This is a genomic window from Nocardia sp. NPDC004568, from assembly GCF_040609955.1.
Classification (GTDB): Bacteria; Actinomycetota; Actinomycetes; order Mycobacteriales; family Mycobacteriaceae; genus Nocardia.
The window spans coordinates 1-19,011 of sequence record NZ_JBEXLL010000001.1; the positions used below are offsets into that span (position 1 = coordinate 1).

A 19,011-nucleotide genomic window follows, 5' to 3' on the forward strand; every position below is an offset into this window, starting at 1 on the left:
ACCCGCTACGAACGGCGCGCCGACATCCACCAAGCACTACTGAGCCTGGCCTGCTCGGTCATATGCCTCCGGAAGCTCATTCTGAACTGATCTTTAAGCCGTGAACCTCAGTCGGCGGAGCTGGAACCGCCGGCATCACTTTCAGGGCAGTAAGGGGTTCCGGTAGTAACCGCCGATAGCGTTCGCGTCGATGGTCTGGGCGCAGGGTTGACGGCAGCATGATCGGTTGCGGCTCTGCGTGGTTGGCGCAGAATATGTGGTGTGACGGTGGGTGACGAGCAGCACGCGATCGAAGATCCGAGCGAGGCACCACACCCGGAACCGGACGAGAGAAGGGGCAGGGAGGAAACTCCGGCCCCGGAGGGATCGCCGCCTGCATCGTCCGGATCACCGCCGGACGTAGAACCCGCAAGCTCCCCACCTGCTTCGACACCGCAACCGGAAGTGGATCGACCGCGGGATCCGGCAGGCGCGACGTGGGCGAAGGTAGCCGCGATAGCGACCGCCGCTGGCACCTTGATCGCCGCGCTCGCCGCGGTAGGAGCGCTCTACTTTACCAACAGCACGCTGATTGCAACCAACGAACAACTCGGTCTGACACGCCGGACCGCGCAGTCCGAACAGATCAAATCAGCTGCAGAACAACTGGACTCGGACAAGACGAGTGTCCGCCTCAGTGGTATCTACCTGCTCGAACGCCTCGCTCAGGACTCCGAACCCGACCGGTCCCCCCTCCGTCGACTCCTCGAAGCATTCGTACGTACCGAAGCCCCCTCCGGTACTTGCGGACCTCACAACCGGGAATTGCCCGCCGACATCAATGCCGCCCTGGCCGTCATTGTGCAGTACAGCGCACTATCGCCGCCCGCCCCAAGCGTCGATCTTCATGCGTCCTGCCTCGCCTGGGCGAGGATGGAGGCCGCGGACCTCACTGGGGCAAATCTGCGCTATGCGAACCTCGTCAGGGCATGGATGGGCAATGCGAACCTCACCGAGGCAAGTCTGTTCCATGCGAACCTCGCCGGGGCATGGATGGGCGATGCGAACCTCACCGGGGCAGAGCTGGTCGGCGCAGACCTCACCAAGGCAGGTCTGGGCGATGCGAACCTCGCCGGGGCAAGACTGTACGACGCGAACCTCGCCGAGGCAGTTCTGATCGGCGCGAACCTCACCGGGGCAAGTTTGGGTGGCGCGAACCTCACCCAGGCAAGTTTGGGTGGCGCGAACCTCACCGGGGCAAGTTTGGGTAGCGCGAACCTCACCGGGGCAAGACTGTTTGGCGCGAACCTCACCGGGGCGAGTCTGATCGGCGCGAACCTCACCGAAATCGCGTACGACGACAGCACTGTATGGCCGGAGGGGTTTGCCCCACCGCCTTCTGCGTATTTCTGAAGGTTGGCGACTGGAAGTTTGTGTCCGGCACGGTGGTCAGCGTCAGCGTCAGCGGACAGGCGGCGATCTATCTCTGGGAAATCTCTTCGAGTACCGACCGGCCGCGGATGACGAGTTCGGGTAGGTACTTGTACAGCGTGGTCCGCGAGACCCCGAGCAATCGCGCGATCGAGGACACCGACTCATCGGGCCGGGTGAGCAGCGCGCGGGCCTGGCGGACCTGTTCCTCGCTCATGGCCGGTGGTCGGCCGAGGCGCTTCCCGCGGGCCCGGGCCGCGGCGAGGCCTTCGTGGGTCCCGTCGACGATCAGCTCGCGAATGAATTCGGCCAAGGCAGCGAAGACATGGAACACCAGCCGCCCACCGGGGGTGGTGGTGTCGAGTGCTTCATGCAGGGACCGGAACCCGATCCCGCGGCGCCGCAGATCGGCCACGATCGAGATCAGGTCCTGCAGGCTGCGGCCGAGCCGATCCAAGGAGGCCACCACGAGGGTGTCGCCGGCGCGCATGTAGTCCAGGCATGCCGACAGCTGTTCGCGCTCGACGTCCTTACCGGACTTCTTGTCGGCGAACACCTTCTTGCACCCCGCCGCCTTCAAGGCGCGGGTCTGCCGATCCAAATTCTGGTCGCGGGTCGAAACGCGGGCGTACCCGATCAGCGCTCCTCCCCCGCCGATCGGGTCCAGGGCATTGCCGTCGAGGGAAAGCGGTTCGAGCGCATTGGTGTCCGTCACCCCGCAACCGTACACAAAAGGGTGCTGCTCCGTTATTGAACAGCTGAACTTTACGACACGTTTGTTGAACAGTCGCCGATTTCGGTCGACCTGGGCGTTCCCGCGCTGGAGCCCGTTTCGGCCCGGGTGTTCAAGAAAACGACCTTGGGCTCAATCGGTCATTGCATCACCGCGTGGATGATGATGTCGGCGTGGAGGGTTGGGTGCGGGATACGGGTTGTCACCTGCTGGTCAGGACGAGTTGTGGAGACGGTGGCGGGCAGGTGAGTCGCTCAGTTCGATGTCGCGGTCCCTCGGGATGCCGCTTCAGCACGTGCGACGGTTCCTGGCCCAGACCGGAGGAGTCCGAAAGCGGCCCCGAGTTCGGCAGAGCCGGCATTTGACACTCGCCGAGCGCGAGGAGATCTCACGGGGTCTGGCTATGGGCTGCTCAGCACGCATGATCGCGGTGTCGCTGGGGCGCTCACCGTCGACGATCTCACGTGAGATCGCCCGCAACGGCGGCCGAAACGCTTACCGGGCCGCGGCCGCTGACCAGCTGGCCTATCAGCGTGCGCGGCGGCCGAAAGCAGCCAAGCTCGCGGCCCATCCAGACTTGCGAGTGCTGGTGGAGGACAAGCTCGAATCTCTGTGGTCGCCCGAGCAGATCGCCGGGTGGCTGCGCCGGCACTTCCCCGAGGACTCGAAGATGCGGATCTCGCACGAAGCGATCTACCTGGCACTGTTCGACCCGCGGCGCAAGGCGATCGACCGCACCCTGACCCAGCGGTTACGCACCGGACGCCCGATGCGACACCCGAAACGGGCCCGCAAACCCGACGGGCGAGGCGTGATCCGGGAACTCGTGCCCATCAGCGAGCGGCCGGCCGGGGTCGAAACCCGCCAGGTCGCCGGTCATTGGGAAGGTGATCTGGTGATGGGCTCGCGCCCCTCGGCGATCGCCACGCTGGTGGAGCGAACCAGCCGTTTCACCGTTCTGGTGGCGCTGCCCGACGGCATCAAAGCCGAGCAGGTCACACCGCACCTGACCCGGGTCCTACTCGGGTTGCCCGCACCGATGCGGCGGACCCTGACCTGGGACCGTGGCCGTGAGATCGCCGGCCACCGAGCGATCACCGCCGCGACGCAGACACCGATCTACCTCTGCAAACCCCGCAGCCCCTGGCAGCGCGGCACCAACGAGAACACCAACCGACTGCTGCGCCAATACCTACCGAAGAGCGCTGAACCGCGCCGATTCGACCAGACCGATCTCGATGCCATCGCCTGCGAACTCAACCATCGACCCCGCAGGATCCACGGATACCGCAAGGCCCTGCCGAGGTCTACGCTGAACACCTGAACAGCGGTGATGCACTGACCCTTTGAGACCGCCACCGATTGATGAACGCCGCCTTGCGCCGATCTCACGCGGCCAGGTGGTCTGTACACGACGGTTTTGTACTTCTGTGCCCGGGCAACGGGGACCCTATCCGTCCGAAACTCGTGAGGACGGCTGGACGGACTGTCGTTCTGCTAGGAGTAATACGCCCGCGCCGAGGGGGTCCAGAGCGGGCCGGCGATGGCGGCGGCGAGTATCAGTGCCGCAACGCCCACCCCGATCGATCCCGGCTCCGAATCCAGCATCGCAACGACACCGTTCGCGCAGATGAGCGCCGCCGCACCGGTCGCGGCATTTCGACCCTCCTCTCGTCCGGACCAGACAAGGACTGCGATCGCTGCGCAGATGACCGCCAGGGCGATGGCGACGACGCCGAAAACCTGCGCCAACCCGCGGGGTATGTCATCGTCTTCGGTGTCACCGAATAGGAGAAGGACCGCGCAGACCACGCAGCCGACCGTCGCGGCGAACATGATCACCGCCGCCCCACGCACCGTGCTGGGTGGACGTGGTGGGTACACGAGAGCTCCCGAAAACTGGTACTCGAACGGGTGCGGTGATGCTATCAACCCAGCGCAGCGAACGCGTGCTGTTTCACGCGCCGTCGACCGATCCGCATTCGGACGATGCTCTCGAGATCGGGTTGGGCAACCCATCCAACTGGGCGTTTCCGTCAGCACCGAAGGTTCGCGACAACGATCGTTTATGGAACCCATCGAGGACGGTCCTCCCGGTAGCCGGCCCGGGGGCTGGGACACTGGAACAGGCGACCCACCGGCCGAGGAGGAGTACATGGCAGAGAAACAGCAACCACAGAAGGCGAAGATCGAGGAGAGAGGGGCGATACCACGCAAGGTCTCCGGCCCGGATGGTGTACACGGGGCCCGACCAACCGCGCACCCGGCCTCCGACCCGAAGGACCGGAACCGACCGGGCGGCAACGCCGGTGAGGGCAAGCCCAAGTAGCCGCCCCCGCCGTCTGGGGTTACTCGCGCTGTTGTTGTGCCGGCCGCGGCGCAGGGGCCGATGGCTCCCGGATCCACTGGACACGCTCGCCACCGGTCAGCGGAACGTACATTCCGAGCGCTCCCTCTACCGGATCGAGAAACTCGCCCTCGCTCCCATCTGCCATGGCTCCGGAATGAATATGTCCCTCGGCTCAGGATGCGTGGACACGAAGGCCGTACCGTCGGGCAGGTACCCGCCGACCCACCTGTTGTCTGCCGTGTGGATCCGAACGAAGCAATCGGCGAAGTACGGTGCGCTGACATCCCACGCGCTGGGCTTGGCATCGGGTTCGGCGACCCAAGTAGCCAAGGGCCAACCCCAGTGCAGCCGAACAAACGACAGCACCGCAGCGCCGGCGGGGATCACGAAGGCCAGCACCGCCACTGTCGCAGCCGCAAGCTGCGGGTGCCGCATGTACCCGAGCGCTCCCTGTGAGTCCTGCGCCCCGAACCGGAGCAGCCATGGGCCGAGCAGGACAGCGTAGACGCAACCGAACGCGGCACTCGGGGTTCCGGTAGTAACCGCCGAGAAACCAACGGATATGGCGTAGCTGCTGGTCAGCGTCGGCGTTCGGCTCCGGGCCCAGGATCGAGGTCAGCTCACGGATCGCCTGCGGCGAGGGTTTGAAGTAGCGGCGCAGGTTCTCGGCCTGGGGTGTCGGTGACCGAGTCCAGGGCGCGGCTGGCGGCGGTGAGTCCGTCCGGGCGGCCGTCGAGCTGGTCGACGGTCTGACGATGGCGATGCCGTAGGCGCGGCGGGTGTTCGCCGAGCCGATGGTGTCGAGGAACGCTTCGGCGGCGGTGCGCAGGCTGCGCGCCGGCGGGGCGGTGCGCAGCCGGACCACCTTCGCGGCCCTCGGATCCCCTCGTCAGTCCTTGCCCCGGATAACGGGGCCGGTTCGTGTACCCGGTGGAGCGGGTCCGCCGCAGGTCGAGTCTCACGATACCCCGGATAACAGACCACTATCCGGGGTATCACCGCTATCGATGCGCGGTCACAGCCAGACGCGTACCGCCGTTCGCCGCAGTCACCGATGCCCACGCCACCGGATGACAGAGTCGGCCGAGGTCTCTCGGGGCCCGCGCCATGAGCGATGCCGTCCTGCCTACCGGTGGCTCCACCCGGCCGGGTGGAGGCACGTAGCGCCGAGTGCGGCGCGATCATGGAATATCGTGCCGGTCATGACCACGGATGACTGGTTGGCCGACACCCGAACCTCTTATGACACGGTCGCGGTCAGCTATGCCAACCAAGTGCGCGGCGCCCTCGCCGGACACCAGTACCTTCGCGCGGCTCTGGCGTTGTTCGCCGACAGCGTGCGGACCGCTGGCGGCGGACCGGTCGCGGACGTCGGCTGCGGCCCCGGTGAAGTCACCGCCCACCTGCATGAGCTCGGTGTCGACGCCTTCGGTATCGACCTCTCCCCGGCGATGATCGACGTGGCCCGGCGCGACCACCCCGGCCTGCGGTTCGAGGTGGGCTCGATGACGGAACTGAACCTGCCCGTCGCTTCGGTGGCCGGCCTGCTCGCCTGGCAATCGTTGATCCACATCCCCGACGACGAGGTGCCGACTGTATTCGGGCGCTTCCACCGAGCATTGCGTCCCGGCGGACCGTTGCAACTGCTGTTTCACGTCGGCGACGAGTCGCTGTTGAAGACGGAGGGCTACGGCGGTCACCCGATGAAGGTCCATGTCCACCGCCGTCAGCCGGACCGGGTGGCATCCTGGCTGCACGATGCCGGATTCGTGGTCGAGGCCCAAATGTTGCTCGACCCGGATGCGAAAGCTCAGCAAGCGATTCTTTTCGCACGCAGTAAGTCCTAACTTCTGCATATGTCGGGCTCGGCCAGGTACTTCGCGGCGTAGATGGTGCGCCGCAGCGCCCCGTACTCCTTCAGGGCCGCGGCCAGGGTGTGCTGGCGACCCGACGCTGACAGGGAGGCGAGATAGCCGCGCCGCTTCGCCTGCACGAACCCGGTCGGGGCCTCCTCGAAGAACTTCCGGCGCCCGCGCCACGAAACCGACCTCCCACACCAACCAAGAGCGCTGGGAGCCAAGCCAACCAGTAGTCCGCCACCGCCGCAGGCCGAACCGGGCCTCACCGGCGGCCAGCTGCGGCTACGCCATATCCGTTGGTTTTTCGGCGGTTGCTACCGGAACCCCGGCGAATATGGCGACGATCGAGAGGCCGCCGTGGCCGAAGGGCCTGCCGCACGGAGTGCGACAGGCCCTTCGGCGCTCCAGCGGAACTACATCTGTTCGTCGGCCCCGTACCCGAGTTCGACGTCGTAGCCGACCTCTTCGCCGCTGATGCTGACCTGCCCGGTGACGGGCGGATAGCCGCGGGCCACGACCGTGTACCGCCCCTCGGGGAGATCCGGCACGGTGTAGCGGCCCTGCTCGTCGGTGCGCGCGGTGGCGGCCACATCGCCGGTGGCGTCGAGGACGGTGATCTGGATATCGGTGACCGGACGCCCGCCGTCGGCCCGGGCCGAACCGGTCAGCACAGCCATCGGTGCGAGCTCGATATCGTGGCGCAGCCGGCCGCTGTCGGGCACGGTGAGCGCGGTCGCGCACGGCCGCATGTGCTCGGCGACCGCCACCAGGGTGTAGGTGCCGGGAACCACGCCGTGGCACAGGTAGGCACCGTCTTCGCCCGACGCGGCCGACGCGACGACCTCGCCGTACTGGTCGGTGACCGTGACCGTCGCGCCGGCCAGCGGCGTATCGCCACGCGTCGAACGGACCGTGCCCGACAACTCGCCGAGTCCGGACAGGGTCAGGTCCATGCGCTGCGGGTGCGTGGCGTGTGCGACATTGACCGCGGTCGGCCGGTGTCCGGGCGCCGAGACGATCAGTACATAACTACCCGGCCCGGGAGCGTTGACGGTGTAGCCGCCGTCGCCGGACCCGCTCGCCCGCGCGACCTGGTGCCCGCGCTGGTCGATCAGAGTGAGCGCCGCACCGGGCACCGGGCGTCCGTCCTCGCGGGTGATGTGCCCGTGGAAGGAGCCGCTCTCGTCGCCGGTCCCGGAGTACCGGTGGTCGGCAGCGACGCCTGTGCGGTCGCGGCCGGGCCGTACACGCCGTGCCCGTTCTGCTCGGCCGGCGCCTGCGCGGTCAACGCGCCGACCGGTACGGGTGCCGGTTCGGTGCGCGGGTCGCCGGCCTCCTCGGCCGCCGGGGCGTGGTGCCGGCCCACGGGGTCGGCCGCCGCGGGAGTGCGGTCGAGGTCGGCCAGATCGTCGGGCACCCGGTCCTCGGTCCCCATATCGGTGGCGGCGGGATCGGCGGTCGGCTCGATATCGATCGTGCGCCGTAGCGGGCGGTTCGGCAGCAGCGCCGCGGCGATGAGGGCGACCACGCAGGTCACCGCGGCGATCAGGAAGATCCGGCCGGTGGCGTCACCGTAGGAGAAGCGCACGATCTCAGCGATGGGGGCGGGGAGCGCCTTCAGGTCGAGATTGCCGCTGCCCGACGACGTGGTGTGGATGCCCAGTTCGGCGAAACGCGCGGTGGACAGTTCGCTCACCCGGGTCGCGAGCACCGAACCCAGGACCGAGACGCCGATGGCGCCGCCGAAGGTGCGGAAGAACGCGACACTGCTGGACGCGGCGCCGATGTTCTGCACGCTCACGGTGTTCTGGACCGCCAGCACCAGGTTCTGCATCATCATGCCGACGCCCGCGCCGGTCACGGTGATGAAGCCGCCGATCAGCCAGATGTTCGTGGCGTGGTCGACGCTGGACAGCAGGGCGAACCCGATCACCAGCAGGGCCGCGCCGCCGACGACGAAGGGTTTCCACTTGCCGAACCGGGTGATGAGCTGACCGGAGACCACCGAGGCGACGAGCATACCGGCCACCATCGGCGAGGACAGCAGACCCGCGGCGGTGGGGGAGTAGCCCCGGGCGGTCTGCAGGTACTGCCCGAGGAAGGTGGTGGCGCCGAACATGCCGACACCCACGGCGACGGAGGCGAGGATGGCCAGCGCGGTGGTGCGTTCGGTGACGATCTTCAGCGGGATGACCGGATCCTTCACCCGCGCTTCGACCAGCACCGTCAAGGCCAGCAGCAGCACACCGCCGCCCACGTAGAGCGCCGACTCGGTGGACCACCACTCGTAGTACCCGGCCTTACCGGCGAACGAGACCCAGATCAGCAGGACCGAAACGCCGGCGGTGAGCAGGGTGGCGCCGAGCCAATCGATGCTGACGCCCTCTTTGCGTTTCGTCGGCAGCCGCAGTGTGCGCTGCAGGAGCAGCAGTGCGATCACGGCGAGCGGGATGCAGATGAAGAAGCACCAGCGCCAGCCGAGCGGGCTGTCCACGATGACGCCGCCCAGGATCGGTCCGCCGGTCATGGAGACCGCCATGACCGCGCCCATGTAGCCGGAGTACCGCCCGCGTTCGCGCGGCGGAATGATACTGCCGATGATCGCGACGACCAGCGCGGTCAGCCCGCCCATGCCGACGCCCTGCAGGGCGCGAGCGGCCAGGAGCAATCCGACATTGTGGGCGAAACCGGCGATCACCGAGCCGACCACGAAGATGATGATGCCCAGCTGCACCAGCGTCTTCTTGTTGAACAGATCGGCCAGCTTGCCCCAGATCGGCGTCGAGGCCGCGTTGGTGAGCAGAGCTGTGGTGATGACCCAGGCATAGGCGGTCTGCGAAGCCTGCAGATCGCCGATGATGGTCGGCAGCGCGTTGGCGACGATGGTCGTGCTGAGCAGCGCGGTGAACAGCGCCGCCAGCAGACCGGTCATCGCTTCGAGGATTTCGCGATGGCTCATGGCGAGTGGATCGCGAGAGGCTGGCGCCTCGGTATCAGACATCGGCTCTCTCTTTCGAAACCTGCGGGTTCTCGTCCGCCGTGCCACAGCGGTCCCGGGAGTTGAGGGAATTCCGGAGGCGGCGCATCACCTGATAGGCCTGTTCCACGTCGTCCTCGGTCCAATCGCCGAGGGTTTCCTGGAGATGCCGGGTGTGCAACGCCCGGACGCGGTGCAGCAGATCCTGGCCGTCCGGGGTCAGCCGGACCAGGCTGGCGCGGCCGTCGCTGGGATCGGCCTCGCGGCTGATGTATCCGGCGGCGGCCAGTTCGGTGATGTGCCGGCTCATCGCCGACGGGGTGATGCGGAGGTCGGCCGCGAGGCCCACCTGCCGGCAGGGGCCCGCCGTCTCGAGGGTGGACAGGACACCGAGCCCGCCGGGGAGCAGCCGGCCCGCGTCGGAATGGGCCAGCGTGCTCCGGAGGGCACGGCCGATGAGGAACATCTCACCGAGGAGGTTCTGGGTGGTGTCCGCTGAGACTGGCACGGTGACTCCAAATGATGATTAGTTCACTACGCTAACTAAAAATAGATCAGTTGCTTGCGGTAATCAACTATCGCAAATCGGACACCGGCTCCGGGCGGTCCGGGCGCGACTCACCGGATGGACGGCTCGTTTAGCCTCGGGTGGAACCGAATATACGAGCCGGGTGCTGTATCCGGTCCGATCGAAAGGGTGAATGTGCCGATAGAGCTGGACCTGACGACCGATGAACTACTGTCCACCACCCGGGCGGTGCGCAAACGTCTCGACCTCGAGCGCGAGGTCCCGCTCGAGGTCGTGCGAGAGTGTATCGAACTGGCGGTCCAGGCGCCCAGCGGCTCCAACCGGCAGGGCTGGCACTGGGTCGTGGTGACCGATACCGAGCGCAAGCGCGCACTGGGGGAGCTGTACCGGAAATCCTTCGAGCGGTACGCGGCGTCGAAGTACTTCCCCGGGAACCAGCCCGGTGCGGGCTCCCCGGAAGACGCGGCCCGGCAGCGTATCGCGAGTTCGGCGACATACCTGGCCGAGCGGATGGGCGAGGTGCCGACCCTGCTCGTGCCGTGCATCGAGGGGCGCGTGGACGGGGCCTCGGGCGCGCAGAGCGCCTCGCACTGGTCGTCACTGTTCCCGGCGGTGTGGAGCTTCTGTCTGGCCGCGCGGTCCCGTGGGCTCGGTACGGCGTGGACCACGCTGCATCTGAGCTACGAGCGCGAGGCCGCCGAAGTCCTGGGGATTCCGTACGACACGGTGTCCCAAGGGGCGCTGCTCCCCGTCGCCTATACGAAGGGGACCGATTTCAGGCCGGCCGCGCGGACGGATCTCGACCGGATCGTGCACATCGGGGGCTGGTAGGCGGGCTGCGCGCGATCCGGCCGGGTATCGCCGGGTAAGCGCGCCGGGGCCGGTGGCCGGTCCCCGGGTTCGCGATGCCGCATGACCAGGCGACCGCCGGGAGGTGACCACGCAGCCTCCCGGCGGTCGTGCTGTGCGGGGTGGTACCGCCGGGACCTGCGGTGTCCGGTGCTCGGCCGGGCGCTGACGGACCCTTGACAGGCGGCGTGTCAGCCATCACACTTGCCACGGAAGTTGACATGACTGTCACGTCAGTATCAGTGAGTCAGGAGGCATCGGTGCCTGCAGTTCCCGATATGCGCGCGCTCGGGCGAGAAGTGAGCAACTGGGGTCGCTGGGGGAGCGACGACGAGCGGGGGACCACGAATCTCATCACGCCGGAGCGGGTCGCCGCCGCGGCCGGCCTGATCCGGACCGGCGAGGTCTTCCCGCTGGGGATCCCCCTGGACGGTGACGGCCCGCAACCCGGTGGCCTGCGTATCAATCCCATCCGGCTCATGTCCGAGAACGGTCAGGAGCAGGTGCTTCCCGGCGGATTCAAATGGGCCGACGATTACGTCTTCATGCCGCTGCAAGCGGGCTCGCAATACGACTCGCTCGCCCATGTGCACTACGACGACCAGCTCTACAACGGCTTCGCCGGGGACGGCGTCTCGGTCAAGGGCGCCGGTAGATGCGGTATCCACACCCAGGCGGGCGGTATTGCCGGGCGCGGCGTCCTGCTCGATATCGCGACGGCGCGCGGCGTGGACTGGCTCGAGGCCGGCACCGCGATCGGCCCCGGGGAACTCGACGAGGTCGCCGCGGCCCAGGGCGTGACGGTCGGCGCGGGCGATATCCTGCTGATCCGGACGGGCTGGCGCAAGAAATTCCTGTCCGATCGCGACGCCGCCGGGTTCATGGCGGGGGAGCCGGGGCTGAGCCTGAACTGTGCGACCTGGCTGCGTGAGCGCGACGTGGCAGTGGTCGGCTCGGACAACTGGGCCGTCGAGGTGATGCCCGGCGAGAATCCGGGCTCCGCGTTCGAACTCCATATGGTGCTCATCCGGGATATGGGCCTGACACTCGCCGAGATGCTCGACTTCGAGGAACTGTCGCGGGCGTGTGCCGCCGACGGCCGCTACGACTTCTTCTACGCGGGCCCGCCCCTGCCGTTCACCCGTGGTATCGGCTCACCGGTCAATCCGCTGGCGATCAGATGAGGACGGGTATGAACACCATCGCGACGCCGCGGTGCGAAGGGAGCGGGACCCGTGCTGGTCGGTGACATCGTCGAATACGGCGCACGCAAACATCCGGACCGTATCGCGTTGCGGTTCGAAGACCAACGGATCGGATACCGGGAGCTGCGCGATCGCAGCCGGAAACTGGCCAACGCCCTGTTGGGGGTGGCCGCGCCGGGTGACCGGGTCGCCGTCCTCTCCGCCAACTGCACGGAGTACTTCGACTGCTACTACGGTGTGCCGATGGCCGGTATGGCGCTGACCATCCTGAACTTCCGGTCCCATCCGGATCAGGTGGCGGCGCTGCTGCGGCACTCGGGCGCCGGGGTGCTGATCGTCGCCGCGGAATTCGCCGATCTGGTGGCGCGGATACGGGCGGAGATTCCCACCGTGCACACCGTGGTGTCCCTCGGCGGTTCCGTCGACACGGCCACGTCGTGGGCGGAATTCGTGGGCGAGGCGGAGGCCGTGGAGCCGCCGGTCCGCCCGGCGGTCGACGATACCGCCTGGCTGGTGTACACCAGTGGGACGACCGGCACCCCGAAGGGCGTGATGCTCAGCCATCGCAACCTGCTCGCCGGGGTCACCTCGTCGGCGTTGCAGTGGGAACTGCCCGAGGACACGGTGTTCCTCTTCTGCTTCCCGCTGTGCCATGTCGGCGGATACGTCACACTGGTCAACCATCTGCTGGGCGCCACCGTCGGATTCCTCCGGACCTATGACAACGCCACATTCCTCCGGTTGGTGGACGAATGGCAGGTCACCCAGACCGGTCTGGCGCCGACGATGATCAGCTTCCTGCTCCGGGATCCCGCGCTGGACACCAGTGCCCTGACCACGCTGCAGGCGGTCGGTTACGGGTCGGCGGCGATTCCGGCGGCGGTGCTGCGGGAGGGGTTGCAGCGGTTCGGCTGTGACTTCTACCAGGGCATGGGGATGACCGAACTCGCCGGCAATGTGCTGCATCTGGATGCCGCGGCGCATCGCCGGGCGGCCGCTGGTGAGACCGGGCTGCTGATGTCGGCGGGTAAACCGATGCGGCTGGCCGATATCCGGATCGTCGACGACGAATTCGCCGACGTCGCGGTCGGGGAGATCGGTGAGATGGTCGTCCGCGCCGATCAGGTGACGGTCGGTTACTGGAACGATCCGCAGGCGACCGAGGCCGCGTTCACCGACGGATGGTTCCACACCGGGGACCTGGTGCGGCAGGACGACGAGGGTTTCGTCTACATCGTCGACCGGAAGAAGGATCTCATCATCAGCGGTGGGGAGAACGTCGCCTCGCTCACCGTCGAACAGGCGCTGTACGGGCATTCCGCGGTCGCCGAGGCCGCCGCCATCGGCGTGCCCGACGAGACCTGGGGCGAGGTGGTCTGCGCGGTCGTGGTGCCGCGGGCCGGAGTGACCGTGGCCGCCGCCGACATCATCGCCGGCTGCCGGGAACATCTCGCCGGTTTCCAGGTGCCGCGGCGCGTCGAGTTCGTGGACGCGCTGCCGAAGAACGTGACCGGGAAGATCCTCAAACGAGAACTACGCCAGCGGTTCTCGCCTGCGAGATGAGGGAACGGGGCCGGTCGGGCGGGCAGACCGCCCGGCCGGCCCCGCTGCAGGGATTCATCCGGTGCCCGGAAAGGCGCTGTTGCCCTGCTGCGCGCCGGACTCCGCCCGGCCGGGTGGCGCCGGTGATCGGGGGCGGCCCCGCACGCTGACAACGACGAAGGATCCGGGCACGATAGCTACCGTGCCCGGATCCTTCGGCGTGCAGTGTCGGGGGAGGGACGCTCCGGCGAGGCGCTGCCGAACGCACCCGGGATGGCGCCGTTCGGCAGCATGTCGCGTGCGTCAGCCCAGTCGGCGCGGGTTCGAAATCCGAAGTCTGGCCACGACAGCGGCGTTCACCGCGGCGCGCACCCGTCGGTCCCGCCCGGCGAGAGCGCCCGAACGCAGCCGTTCGGCCAGGGCCACTTCGGACGGGCAGCCCAGGGCGCGCAGCAGATCGTGCACCCGGTCCGTGGGCTCGGCGCCGGCTCGCAGTTCCCGCGCGCCGATCTGCAGCAGGGAGACACAGATACGCAGCAGGTAGCGTTGCGCGGTGGCGTCCTCCGGCAGCGCCGGGCCGATTTCGCCGGTCAGCGTTTCCGTCACCAGGTCCAGGATCTCGGTGAGCTCCGGACGGTCGTGCACTGTGCGCTCCGGGGTCTCCCGTGCCTGGTCACCGGGGCCGGCCTCCAGGAGTCCGAGGACGTCGAGCAGGTCGTACTCGGATTCGCAGACCCGGCGGCCGAGGGCGGCGAGTTCGAGCGAATGCTCGGCGCCCCCGAGATGGCGTTCGGCCTGGAAACGGCTCAGCACCAGCCATTTCAGGGTGCCGAAGACTTCCCACCAGTGCAGTTCGGCAGCCGTCGGGCGCTCGCCGGTGGCACGCTGATAGCCGTCCAGGAGCTGGTCGCGCGTGCCGAGCCCGCCCACCGGTGCCGCCGCGCCGAAGCGCCAGGCGCGAACGCAGAGCCAGCCCAGGTCCTCGACGGGGTTGCCGAGATGGGCGAGTTCCCAGTCCAGTACACCGCGGATGCCGTCGGCGTCGATCAGCAGGTTGCCGAGCCGGAAATCGCCGTGCACGAGACAGGCCGCTCGGCCGGGCGGCCGGTGGTCCCGCAGCCACCGCAGGCCGATCTCCACCACGGGCCGGGGTTCGGCCAGGTCGCGATAGGTCTTTTCGATGGCGTCCAACGGGTCGCGGTCGTCGAGCGCGGTGAGCGACGTCACCGGTGTGCGATGGACCTGACCGAGGACGTAACCGAACTCCTCGGCGAGACGCGCCCGGACGGTGGCGAAGCCGGGATCGCGCTGTAGCTTCCGCGGGATCGACTCGCCGGGAACGGTGTTCATCACCAGGTACGGAGCGTCGATACCCGGCGCGGTGTCGCCACTGGCGAGTACCTCGGGAACCGGTACCCCGGCCGCCGCCGCGGCGCGCAGGCACGCCACTTCGGCGCGCATCCGATCGATCTCACCCCGGCCGGGCGGATCCCGGCGCAGCACGGCGGTCGTCTCGCGACCCGCCCGATCGGTGGCGCGCACCGCGTAGATCTCGCGGCTGGCGCCGCCGGTGAGCCGGCGCACGTCGGCGCCGGTGAGTTCGGTGCCGGTGGCGGCGGCGAGGACGGCCCGAACCCCCTCGGCGAGTGCGGCCGGCGGCGTCGTCACAGCCACGGCGCGGCCCCGGGATCGCGCAGCAGACGCCGCGCGGTGGACATCCGGTGCACCTCGTCGGGCCCGTCGTAGACGCGCGCGTACCGTGCCTGCCGGTACATCCGCTCCAGCGGAGTGTCGGCGGTGAGGCCGAGCGCGCCGTGTACCTGGATGGCGCGATCGATGACATCGTGCAGCATCCGGGCGCCCCAGAACTTCACCAGTCCGACCCGGACGCGATAGTCCTCTCCGGCATCCATCGCCCGCGCGGCGTCGAGGGTCATGAGCCGTGCCGCGTGGATCTGGGCGGCGGATTCGGCGATATAGCGGTGGATCTCGCCCTTCTCCGCGAGCAGCGACCCGTGCGCGAAGCGGGTGCCGGCCCGGGCGCACATCAGTTCGTAGGCGCGCTGGGCCTGGCCGAGCCAGCGCATACCGTGGAAGATCCGGCCGGCACCGAGCCGATCCTGGGCGACCGCGAAGCCCTTGCCGCGCTCACCCAGCAGGTTTTCCACGGGGACGCGGACGTCGGTGAGACGGACCTCGTAGTGATCACTGGGGTCGTGCCCCATCGTCGGAATCGAGCGCACGATCTCGAACCCCGGCGTCTCGACCGGCACGATGATCGCGCTGATCCGGGCGTGCCGGGGCGCGCTGTCGGGTTCGGTGCGGGCGAACACGGTGCAGAAGGCCGCCTGCGCCACTCCGGTGGTGAACCATTTGTGCCCGTTGATCACCCAGCTGTCGCCGTCGACCACGGCGCGGGTCTCGATCAGCGTCGGGTCCGAGCCCGCGACCTCGGGTTCGGTGAGCCCGACCGAGGGCAGGAGATCCCCGGACACCAGCCCGGGGATCCAGCGCCGGCGCTGCTCCTCGGTGCCGTGCAGATGCAGCATGAGGGTGTCCTGCATCGAGACCGAGCCCACCGCCAACTGCCCGAACTCGGACCGGCCGATGATCTCGTTGAGGTGGACGAAGTCGAGGAACGGCAGACCGCCACCGCCCACTTCGGCGGGATGGCCGAGAGCCCAGAGACCGAGTTCCTTCGCTCGTTCGCGCAACCCCGCGAGCACTTCCCGGGCGGTGTCGTCCTCACGGGCGAGAACCGGTTCCCGGGGGATGACCTCGTCGTCGATGAATCCGCGCATCCGCGCGGTGAGTTCGCTCAGCCGGGTGTCCATCGTGGTCACCCCTTCCGTCCGGCGGCGAACTCGCGCAGCGGCCGGGTGGCCGCGGAGTCGACGTATTCGTCGATGCGGACGATGTGCCCGTCGCGGACCTCGACGAACAGGCACGCCGCCACTTCCAGCAGCCCGTGTCCGGGCAGTTCGCCGCGCAGGACGTGCTGCTGGGCGAAGCCGGTGGGCAGCGGGTACCGGCGGATGTCCTCATAGCGCATATCGGCGAGCGTGCGCGAGAGCCAGTGCAGGACCCGCAGATTCTCGGTGACGGTTTCCTCGGTGCCCTTGTCGTTGTGCCAGATCCGGGCGTCGGGAGCGTACAGCTCGGTCAGAGTCGCCTCATCGCCCGCACTGACGGCGGCGAAGAAACGATCGGCCAGATCGTTCATCGGATGTCCTCTTCTTTCGGCATGACCGGGCGATCGGCGTGGCCGCCCGGCGGTATTCAGCGCCCGGGTGCGGGCACGGGGTGCAGGCGCCCCCCGGCGCGGAGGAGATTGCTGTCGGCGGCCCGGCCGAGCAGATCGGCGGCGAGGGCCGCGGCGGCGAGGGTGGCGGGCAGATCGATGCCGGTGGTGATCCCGCTGTCCTCGAACAGGTAGACCAGTTCCTCGGTCGCGATATTGCCGCTGGCACCGGGTGCGAACGGGCAGCCGCCGAAACCGCCTGCCGCGGCGTCGAATCGGCGGACACCGTGCAGATGACCCGACCACGCGTTGGCCAGACCCTGCCCCCGGGTGTTGTGCAGATGCAGGCCGAGTTCCACGTCCGGCACCGCGGCGTGGACGAGATCGACGACCTCGGCGGTCCGGCGCGGGGTGGCCGTGCCGACAGTGTCGGCGACGGACAGACTGTCGGCGCCGGCGGCCCGGGCGCGCGCCGCGATCTCGGCGACCCGGTGCGGCGGGGTGGGGCCGTCGAAGGGGCAGTCGAAGGCGATCGCGATGATCACCTCCAGGTCGCCGCCGGCGCGATGGACCAGCTCGGCGACAGGGCCGATCAGTGCGATCGACTCTTCGCTGGTACGGCCGACATTGGCGACACTGTGCCCCTCCGAGGCCGACACCACGTACTCGAGCCGGGTCACGCCCGCGGCGAGTGCCCGCCGGACGCCGCCGAGGCCGGCGACCAGAGCCGAGAACGCGACGTCCGGCCAGCGGTGCAACTGGGCCGCCACCAATTCGGCATCGGCGAGTGCCGGGATGGCGCGCGGGGACACGAACGAGGTGACCTCGATCCGGCCGACTCCCGTGGCCACCAGCGCCGCGATCAGTTCGAGTTTGGCCTCGGTGGTGAGGGGCGCCTCGATCTGGAGACCGTCGCGCGGCCCGACCTCGCGAATATCGACCTGTGCCGGGGTGGTCATGCGATGGTTCCCCGCGCGCGCAGTTCGCCGAGCCGCTCCGGGGTGTAGCCCAGGATTTCGCCGAGGACCGCATCGGTGTGTGCACCCGGGCGAGCGGGTCCGCCCCAGCGCACACCGCCCGGTGTCTCGCTCAATCTGGGGACCACGCCGACGCCTTTCACCGGTACCGGGTCGTAGCCGGGGTCGGTGGGCTCGGCCGAGGGATCGCGGTGATCGACGAACAGGTCACGGGCGAGGAACTGTGGATCGGCCATCACCTCGGCGACCGTGTTGACCGGTCCGGCCACGACACCGGCCGCGGCCAGCAGGTCGATGAGTTCGGTGGCGGTGTGGTCCACCGCCCACGCCGCGATGATCTCGTCGAGTTCGTCCTGGTTGCGGCCGCGTGCGGTGTGGTCGACATAGCGCGGGTCGGTCGCCAGTTCGGGGCGGCCCATGGCGGCGGCCAGCCGCCCGAACACGGTGTCCTGGTTGGCCGCGATGATGACCCACAGACCGTCTTTGGCCCGGTACAGGTTCGAGGGCGCGATCCGGTCCAGCCGGGTGCCCGACGGCTGCCTGATATGCCCGGTCTTGTGGTAATCGGGCACTGTGGATTCCTGGATCGCCAGCGATGCCTCGGTGAGCGCCGTATCGACGATCTGCCCGCGGCCGGTGCGTTCCCGCACCAGCAGGGCGGCCAGAACGCCCTGGAAGGCGAACATCCCGGCCAGGCTGTCGCCGAGCGACAAGGCGATGCGGGGCGGGGCCTGGCCCGGGAAACCGTTGAGATACCGGAGGCCGCTGATGCCCTCGGCGACCGACGCGTACCCCGGCCGGGAGGCGTAGGGTCCGGTCTGGCCGTAGCCCGACACCCGGGCCAGGACGAGCCCGGGGGAGACCGCGGTCAGCACGTCGTAGCCGATTCCCCAGCGCTCCAGGGTTCCGGGCCGGAAGCTCTCCACCACCACATCGGCGGTGCGGGCCAGTTCGAGGAAGATCTCGCGGCCCGCGTCGGTTCGCAGGTCGATACCGACACAGCGTTTGTTGCGCGCGTGGACCGTCCAGAAGTACTGGTGGCCTCCTTCGGCCTGACCCCATTCGCGCAGCGGGTCGGGCCGGTCCGGCGCCTCGATCTTGATGACGTCCGCGCCGAGGTCACCGAGCAGCCGGCCGCAGTAGGGCCCCGCGATCAGCGTGCCCAGTTCCAGGACGCGATAGCCCTCGAGTGGGCCGCGCGGCGGCGCCTCCGCGCCGGGTCGCGAATCGGTTGTCATTGCTTGCCTCCTCGAAACGGCAGGGGGTGGGAGCTGTCGTAGCGAACGAGGTGTCGGATCGGACGGGATATCCCGCGAAGAGGCCGGGTTCGTGCGGTACG

The 19,011-nt window shown here is 68.5% G+C and carries 18 protein-coding genes; 6 read left to right on the forward strand and 12 right to left on the reverse strand.

The window, feature by feature from the left end; genetic code table 11:
• Positions 1-516 precede the first annotated feature (516 nt).
• Positions 517-1,392, forward strand: coding sequence for a pentapeptide repeat-containing protein (locus ABZV91_RS00005; protein ID WP_355233265.1), 876 nt, complete (start codon positions 517-519; stop codon positions 1,390-1,392).
• A 67-nt stretch (positions 1,393-1,459) separates the two neighbouring features.
• Here the strand turns inward: ABZV91_RS00005 and ABZV91_RS00010 are convergent, their stop codons facing one another.
• Complete coding sequence (locus ABZV91_RS00010; protein ID WP_355233267.1) at positions 1,460-2,125, reverse strand: recombinase family protein; 666 nt, start codon at positions 2,123-2,125, stop codon at positions 1,460-1,462.
• Between the two features lie 379 nt (positions 2,126-2,504).
• Between ABZV91_RS00010 and ABZV91_RS00015 the strand changes: the two genes are divergently transcribed.
• Entirely contained in the window at positions 2,505-3,467 is a 963-nt protein-coding gene (locus ABZV91_RS00015; protein WP_355233269.1) for an IS30 family transposase, read from the forward strand.
• 173 nt (positions 3,468-3,640) lie between these two features.
• Here ABZV91_RS00015 and ABZV91_RS00020 read toward each other — a convergent pair whose 3' ends face one another.
• Positions 3,641-3,985, reverse strand: a complete 345-nt coding sequence (locus ABZV91_RS00020) for a hypothetical protein (protein ID WP_355233271.1) — start codon at positions 3,983-3,985, stop codon at positions 3,641-3,643.
• A gap of 613 nt (positions 3,986-4,598) precedes the next feature.
• Positions 4,599-5,075 carry a DUF6338 family protein gene (locus ABZV91_RS00025; RefSeq protein WP_355233595.1) on the reverse strand — a complete coding sequence of 159 codons (477 nt, stop codon included), beginning with the start codon at positions 5,073-5,075 and terminating at the stop codon, positions 4,599-4,601.
• A 620-nt stretch (positions 5,076-5,695) separates the two neighbouring features.
• Here ABZV91_RS00025 and ABZV91_RS00030 point away from each other — a divergent pair.
• Positions 5,696-6,340, forward strand: a complete 645-nt coding sequence (locus ABZV91_RS00030; RefSeq protein ID WP_355233273.1) for a class I SAM-dependent methyltransferase — start codon at positions 5,696-5,698, stop codon at positions 6,338-6,340.
• Here the strand turns inward: ABZV91_RS00030 and ABZV91_RS00035 are convergent.
• From ABZV91_RS00035 to ABZV91_RS00050, 4 genes are all read right to left on the reverse strand, one after another.
• Positions 6,337-6,618: a Tn3 family transposase gene (locus ABZV91_RS00035; protein WP_355233275.1), complete on the reverse strand. Its 282-nt coding sequence runs from the start codon at positions 6,616-6,618 to the stop codon at positions 6,337-6,339. The two genes, ABZV91_RS00030 and ABZV91_RS00035, sit on opposite strands and share 4 nt — an antisense overlap.
• Before the next feature lie 147 nt (positions 6,619-6,765).
• Entirely contained in the window at positions 6,766-7,488 is a 723-nt protein-coding gene (locus ABZV91_RS00040; protein WP_355233277.1) for a carboxypeptidase-like regulatory domain-containing protein, read from the reverse strand.
• Entirely contained in the window at positions 7,464-9,353 is a 1,890-nt protein-coding gene (locus ABZV91_RS00045; protein WP_355233279.1) for an MFS transporter, read from the reverse strand. Before ABZV91_RS00045 ends, ABZV91_RS00040 begins: the two co-directional genes overlap by 25 nt.
• Entirely contained in the window at positions 9,346-9,837 is a 492-nt protein-coding gene (locus tag ABZV91_RS00050; protein ID WP_063034379.1) for a MarR family winged helix-turn-helix transcriptional regulator, read from the reverse strand. The genes ABZV91_RS00045 and ABZV91_RS00050 overlap by 8 nt, the downstream gene beginning before the upstream one ends.
• Positions 9,838-10,038: 201 nt before the next feature.
• Here ABZV91_RS00050 and ABZV91_RS00055 point away from each other — a divergent pair, with 201 nt between their 5' ends.
• From ABZV91_RS00055 to ABZV91_RS00065, 3 genes are all read left to right on the forward strand, one after another.
• The gene (locus tag ABZV91_RS00055; RefSeq protein ID WP_355233597.1) at positions 10,039-10,689 is read left to right on the forward strand and encodes a nitroreductase family protein; all 651 of its coding nucleotides are present in this window, start codon (positions 10,039-10,041) and stop codon (positions 10,687-10,689) included.
• A 296-nt stretch (positions 10,690-10,985) separates the two neighbouring features.
• On the forward strand, positions 10,986-11,891 hold the full coding sequence (locus tag ABZV91_RS00060) for a cyclase family protein (protein ID WP_355233599.1): 906 nt from the start codon (positions 10,986-10,988) through the stop codon (positions 11,889-11,891).
• A 51-nt stretch (positions 11,892-11,942) separates the two neighbouring features.
• Positions 11,943-13,475: a long-chain-fatty-acid--CoA ligase gene (locus ABZV91_RS00065; protein ID WP_355233281.1), complete on the forward strand. Its 1,533-nt coding sequence runs from the start codon at positions 11,943-11,945 to the stop codon at positions 13,473-13,475.
• Positions 13,476-13,757: 282 nt separating this feature from the next.
• Here the strand turns inward: ABZV91_RS00065 and ABZV91_RS00070 are convergent, their stop codons facing one another.
• Genes ABZV91_RS00070 through ABZV91_RS00090 form a run of 5 tightly spaced genes read right to left on the reverse strand, consistent with a single transcriptional unit; the run spans position 13,758 to position 18,910 of the window.
• Positions 13,758-15,128 (reverse strand): phosphotransferase, encoded by a 1,371-nt coding sequence (locus ABZV91_RS00070; protein ID WP_355233283.1) that lies wholly within the window; start codon positions 15,126-15,128, stop codon positions 13,758-13,760.
• Complete coding sequence (locus ABZV91_RS00075) at positions 15,119-16,288, reverse strand: acyl-CoA dehydrogenase family protein (protein WP_355233601.1); 1,170 nt, start codon at positions 16,286-16,288, stop codon at positions 15,119-15,121. The genes ABZV91_RS00070 and ABZV91_RS00075 overlap by 10 nt, the downstream gene beginning before the upstream one ends.
• 5 nt (positions 16,289-16,293) lie before the next feature.
• The gene (locus ABZV91_RS00080) at positions 16,294-16,677 is read right to left on the reverse strand and encodes a nuclear transport factor 2 family protein (RefSeq protein ID WP_355233285.1); all 384 of its coding nucleotides are present in this window, start codon (positions 16,675-16,677) and stop codon (positions 16,294-16,296) included.
• Positions 16,678-16,733: 56 nt separating this feature from the next.
• Positions 16,734-17,654 (reverse strand): hydroxymethylglutaryl-CoA lyase, encoded by a 921-nt coding sequence (locus tag ABZV91_RS00085; protein ID WP_355233287.1) that lies wholly within the window; start codon positions 17,652-17,654, stop codon positions 16,734-16,736.
• A complete protein-coding gene (locus ABZV91_RS00090) occupies positions 17,651-18,910 on the reverse strand; it encodes a CaiB/BaiF CoA-transferase family protein (protein ID WP_355233289.1) in 1,260 nt (419 codons plus the stop codon). Before ABZV91_RS00090 ends, ABZV91_RS00085 begins: the two co-directional genes overlap by 4 nt.
• Between the last annotated feature and the right edge of the window lie 101 nt (positions 18,911-19,011).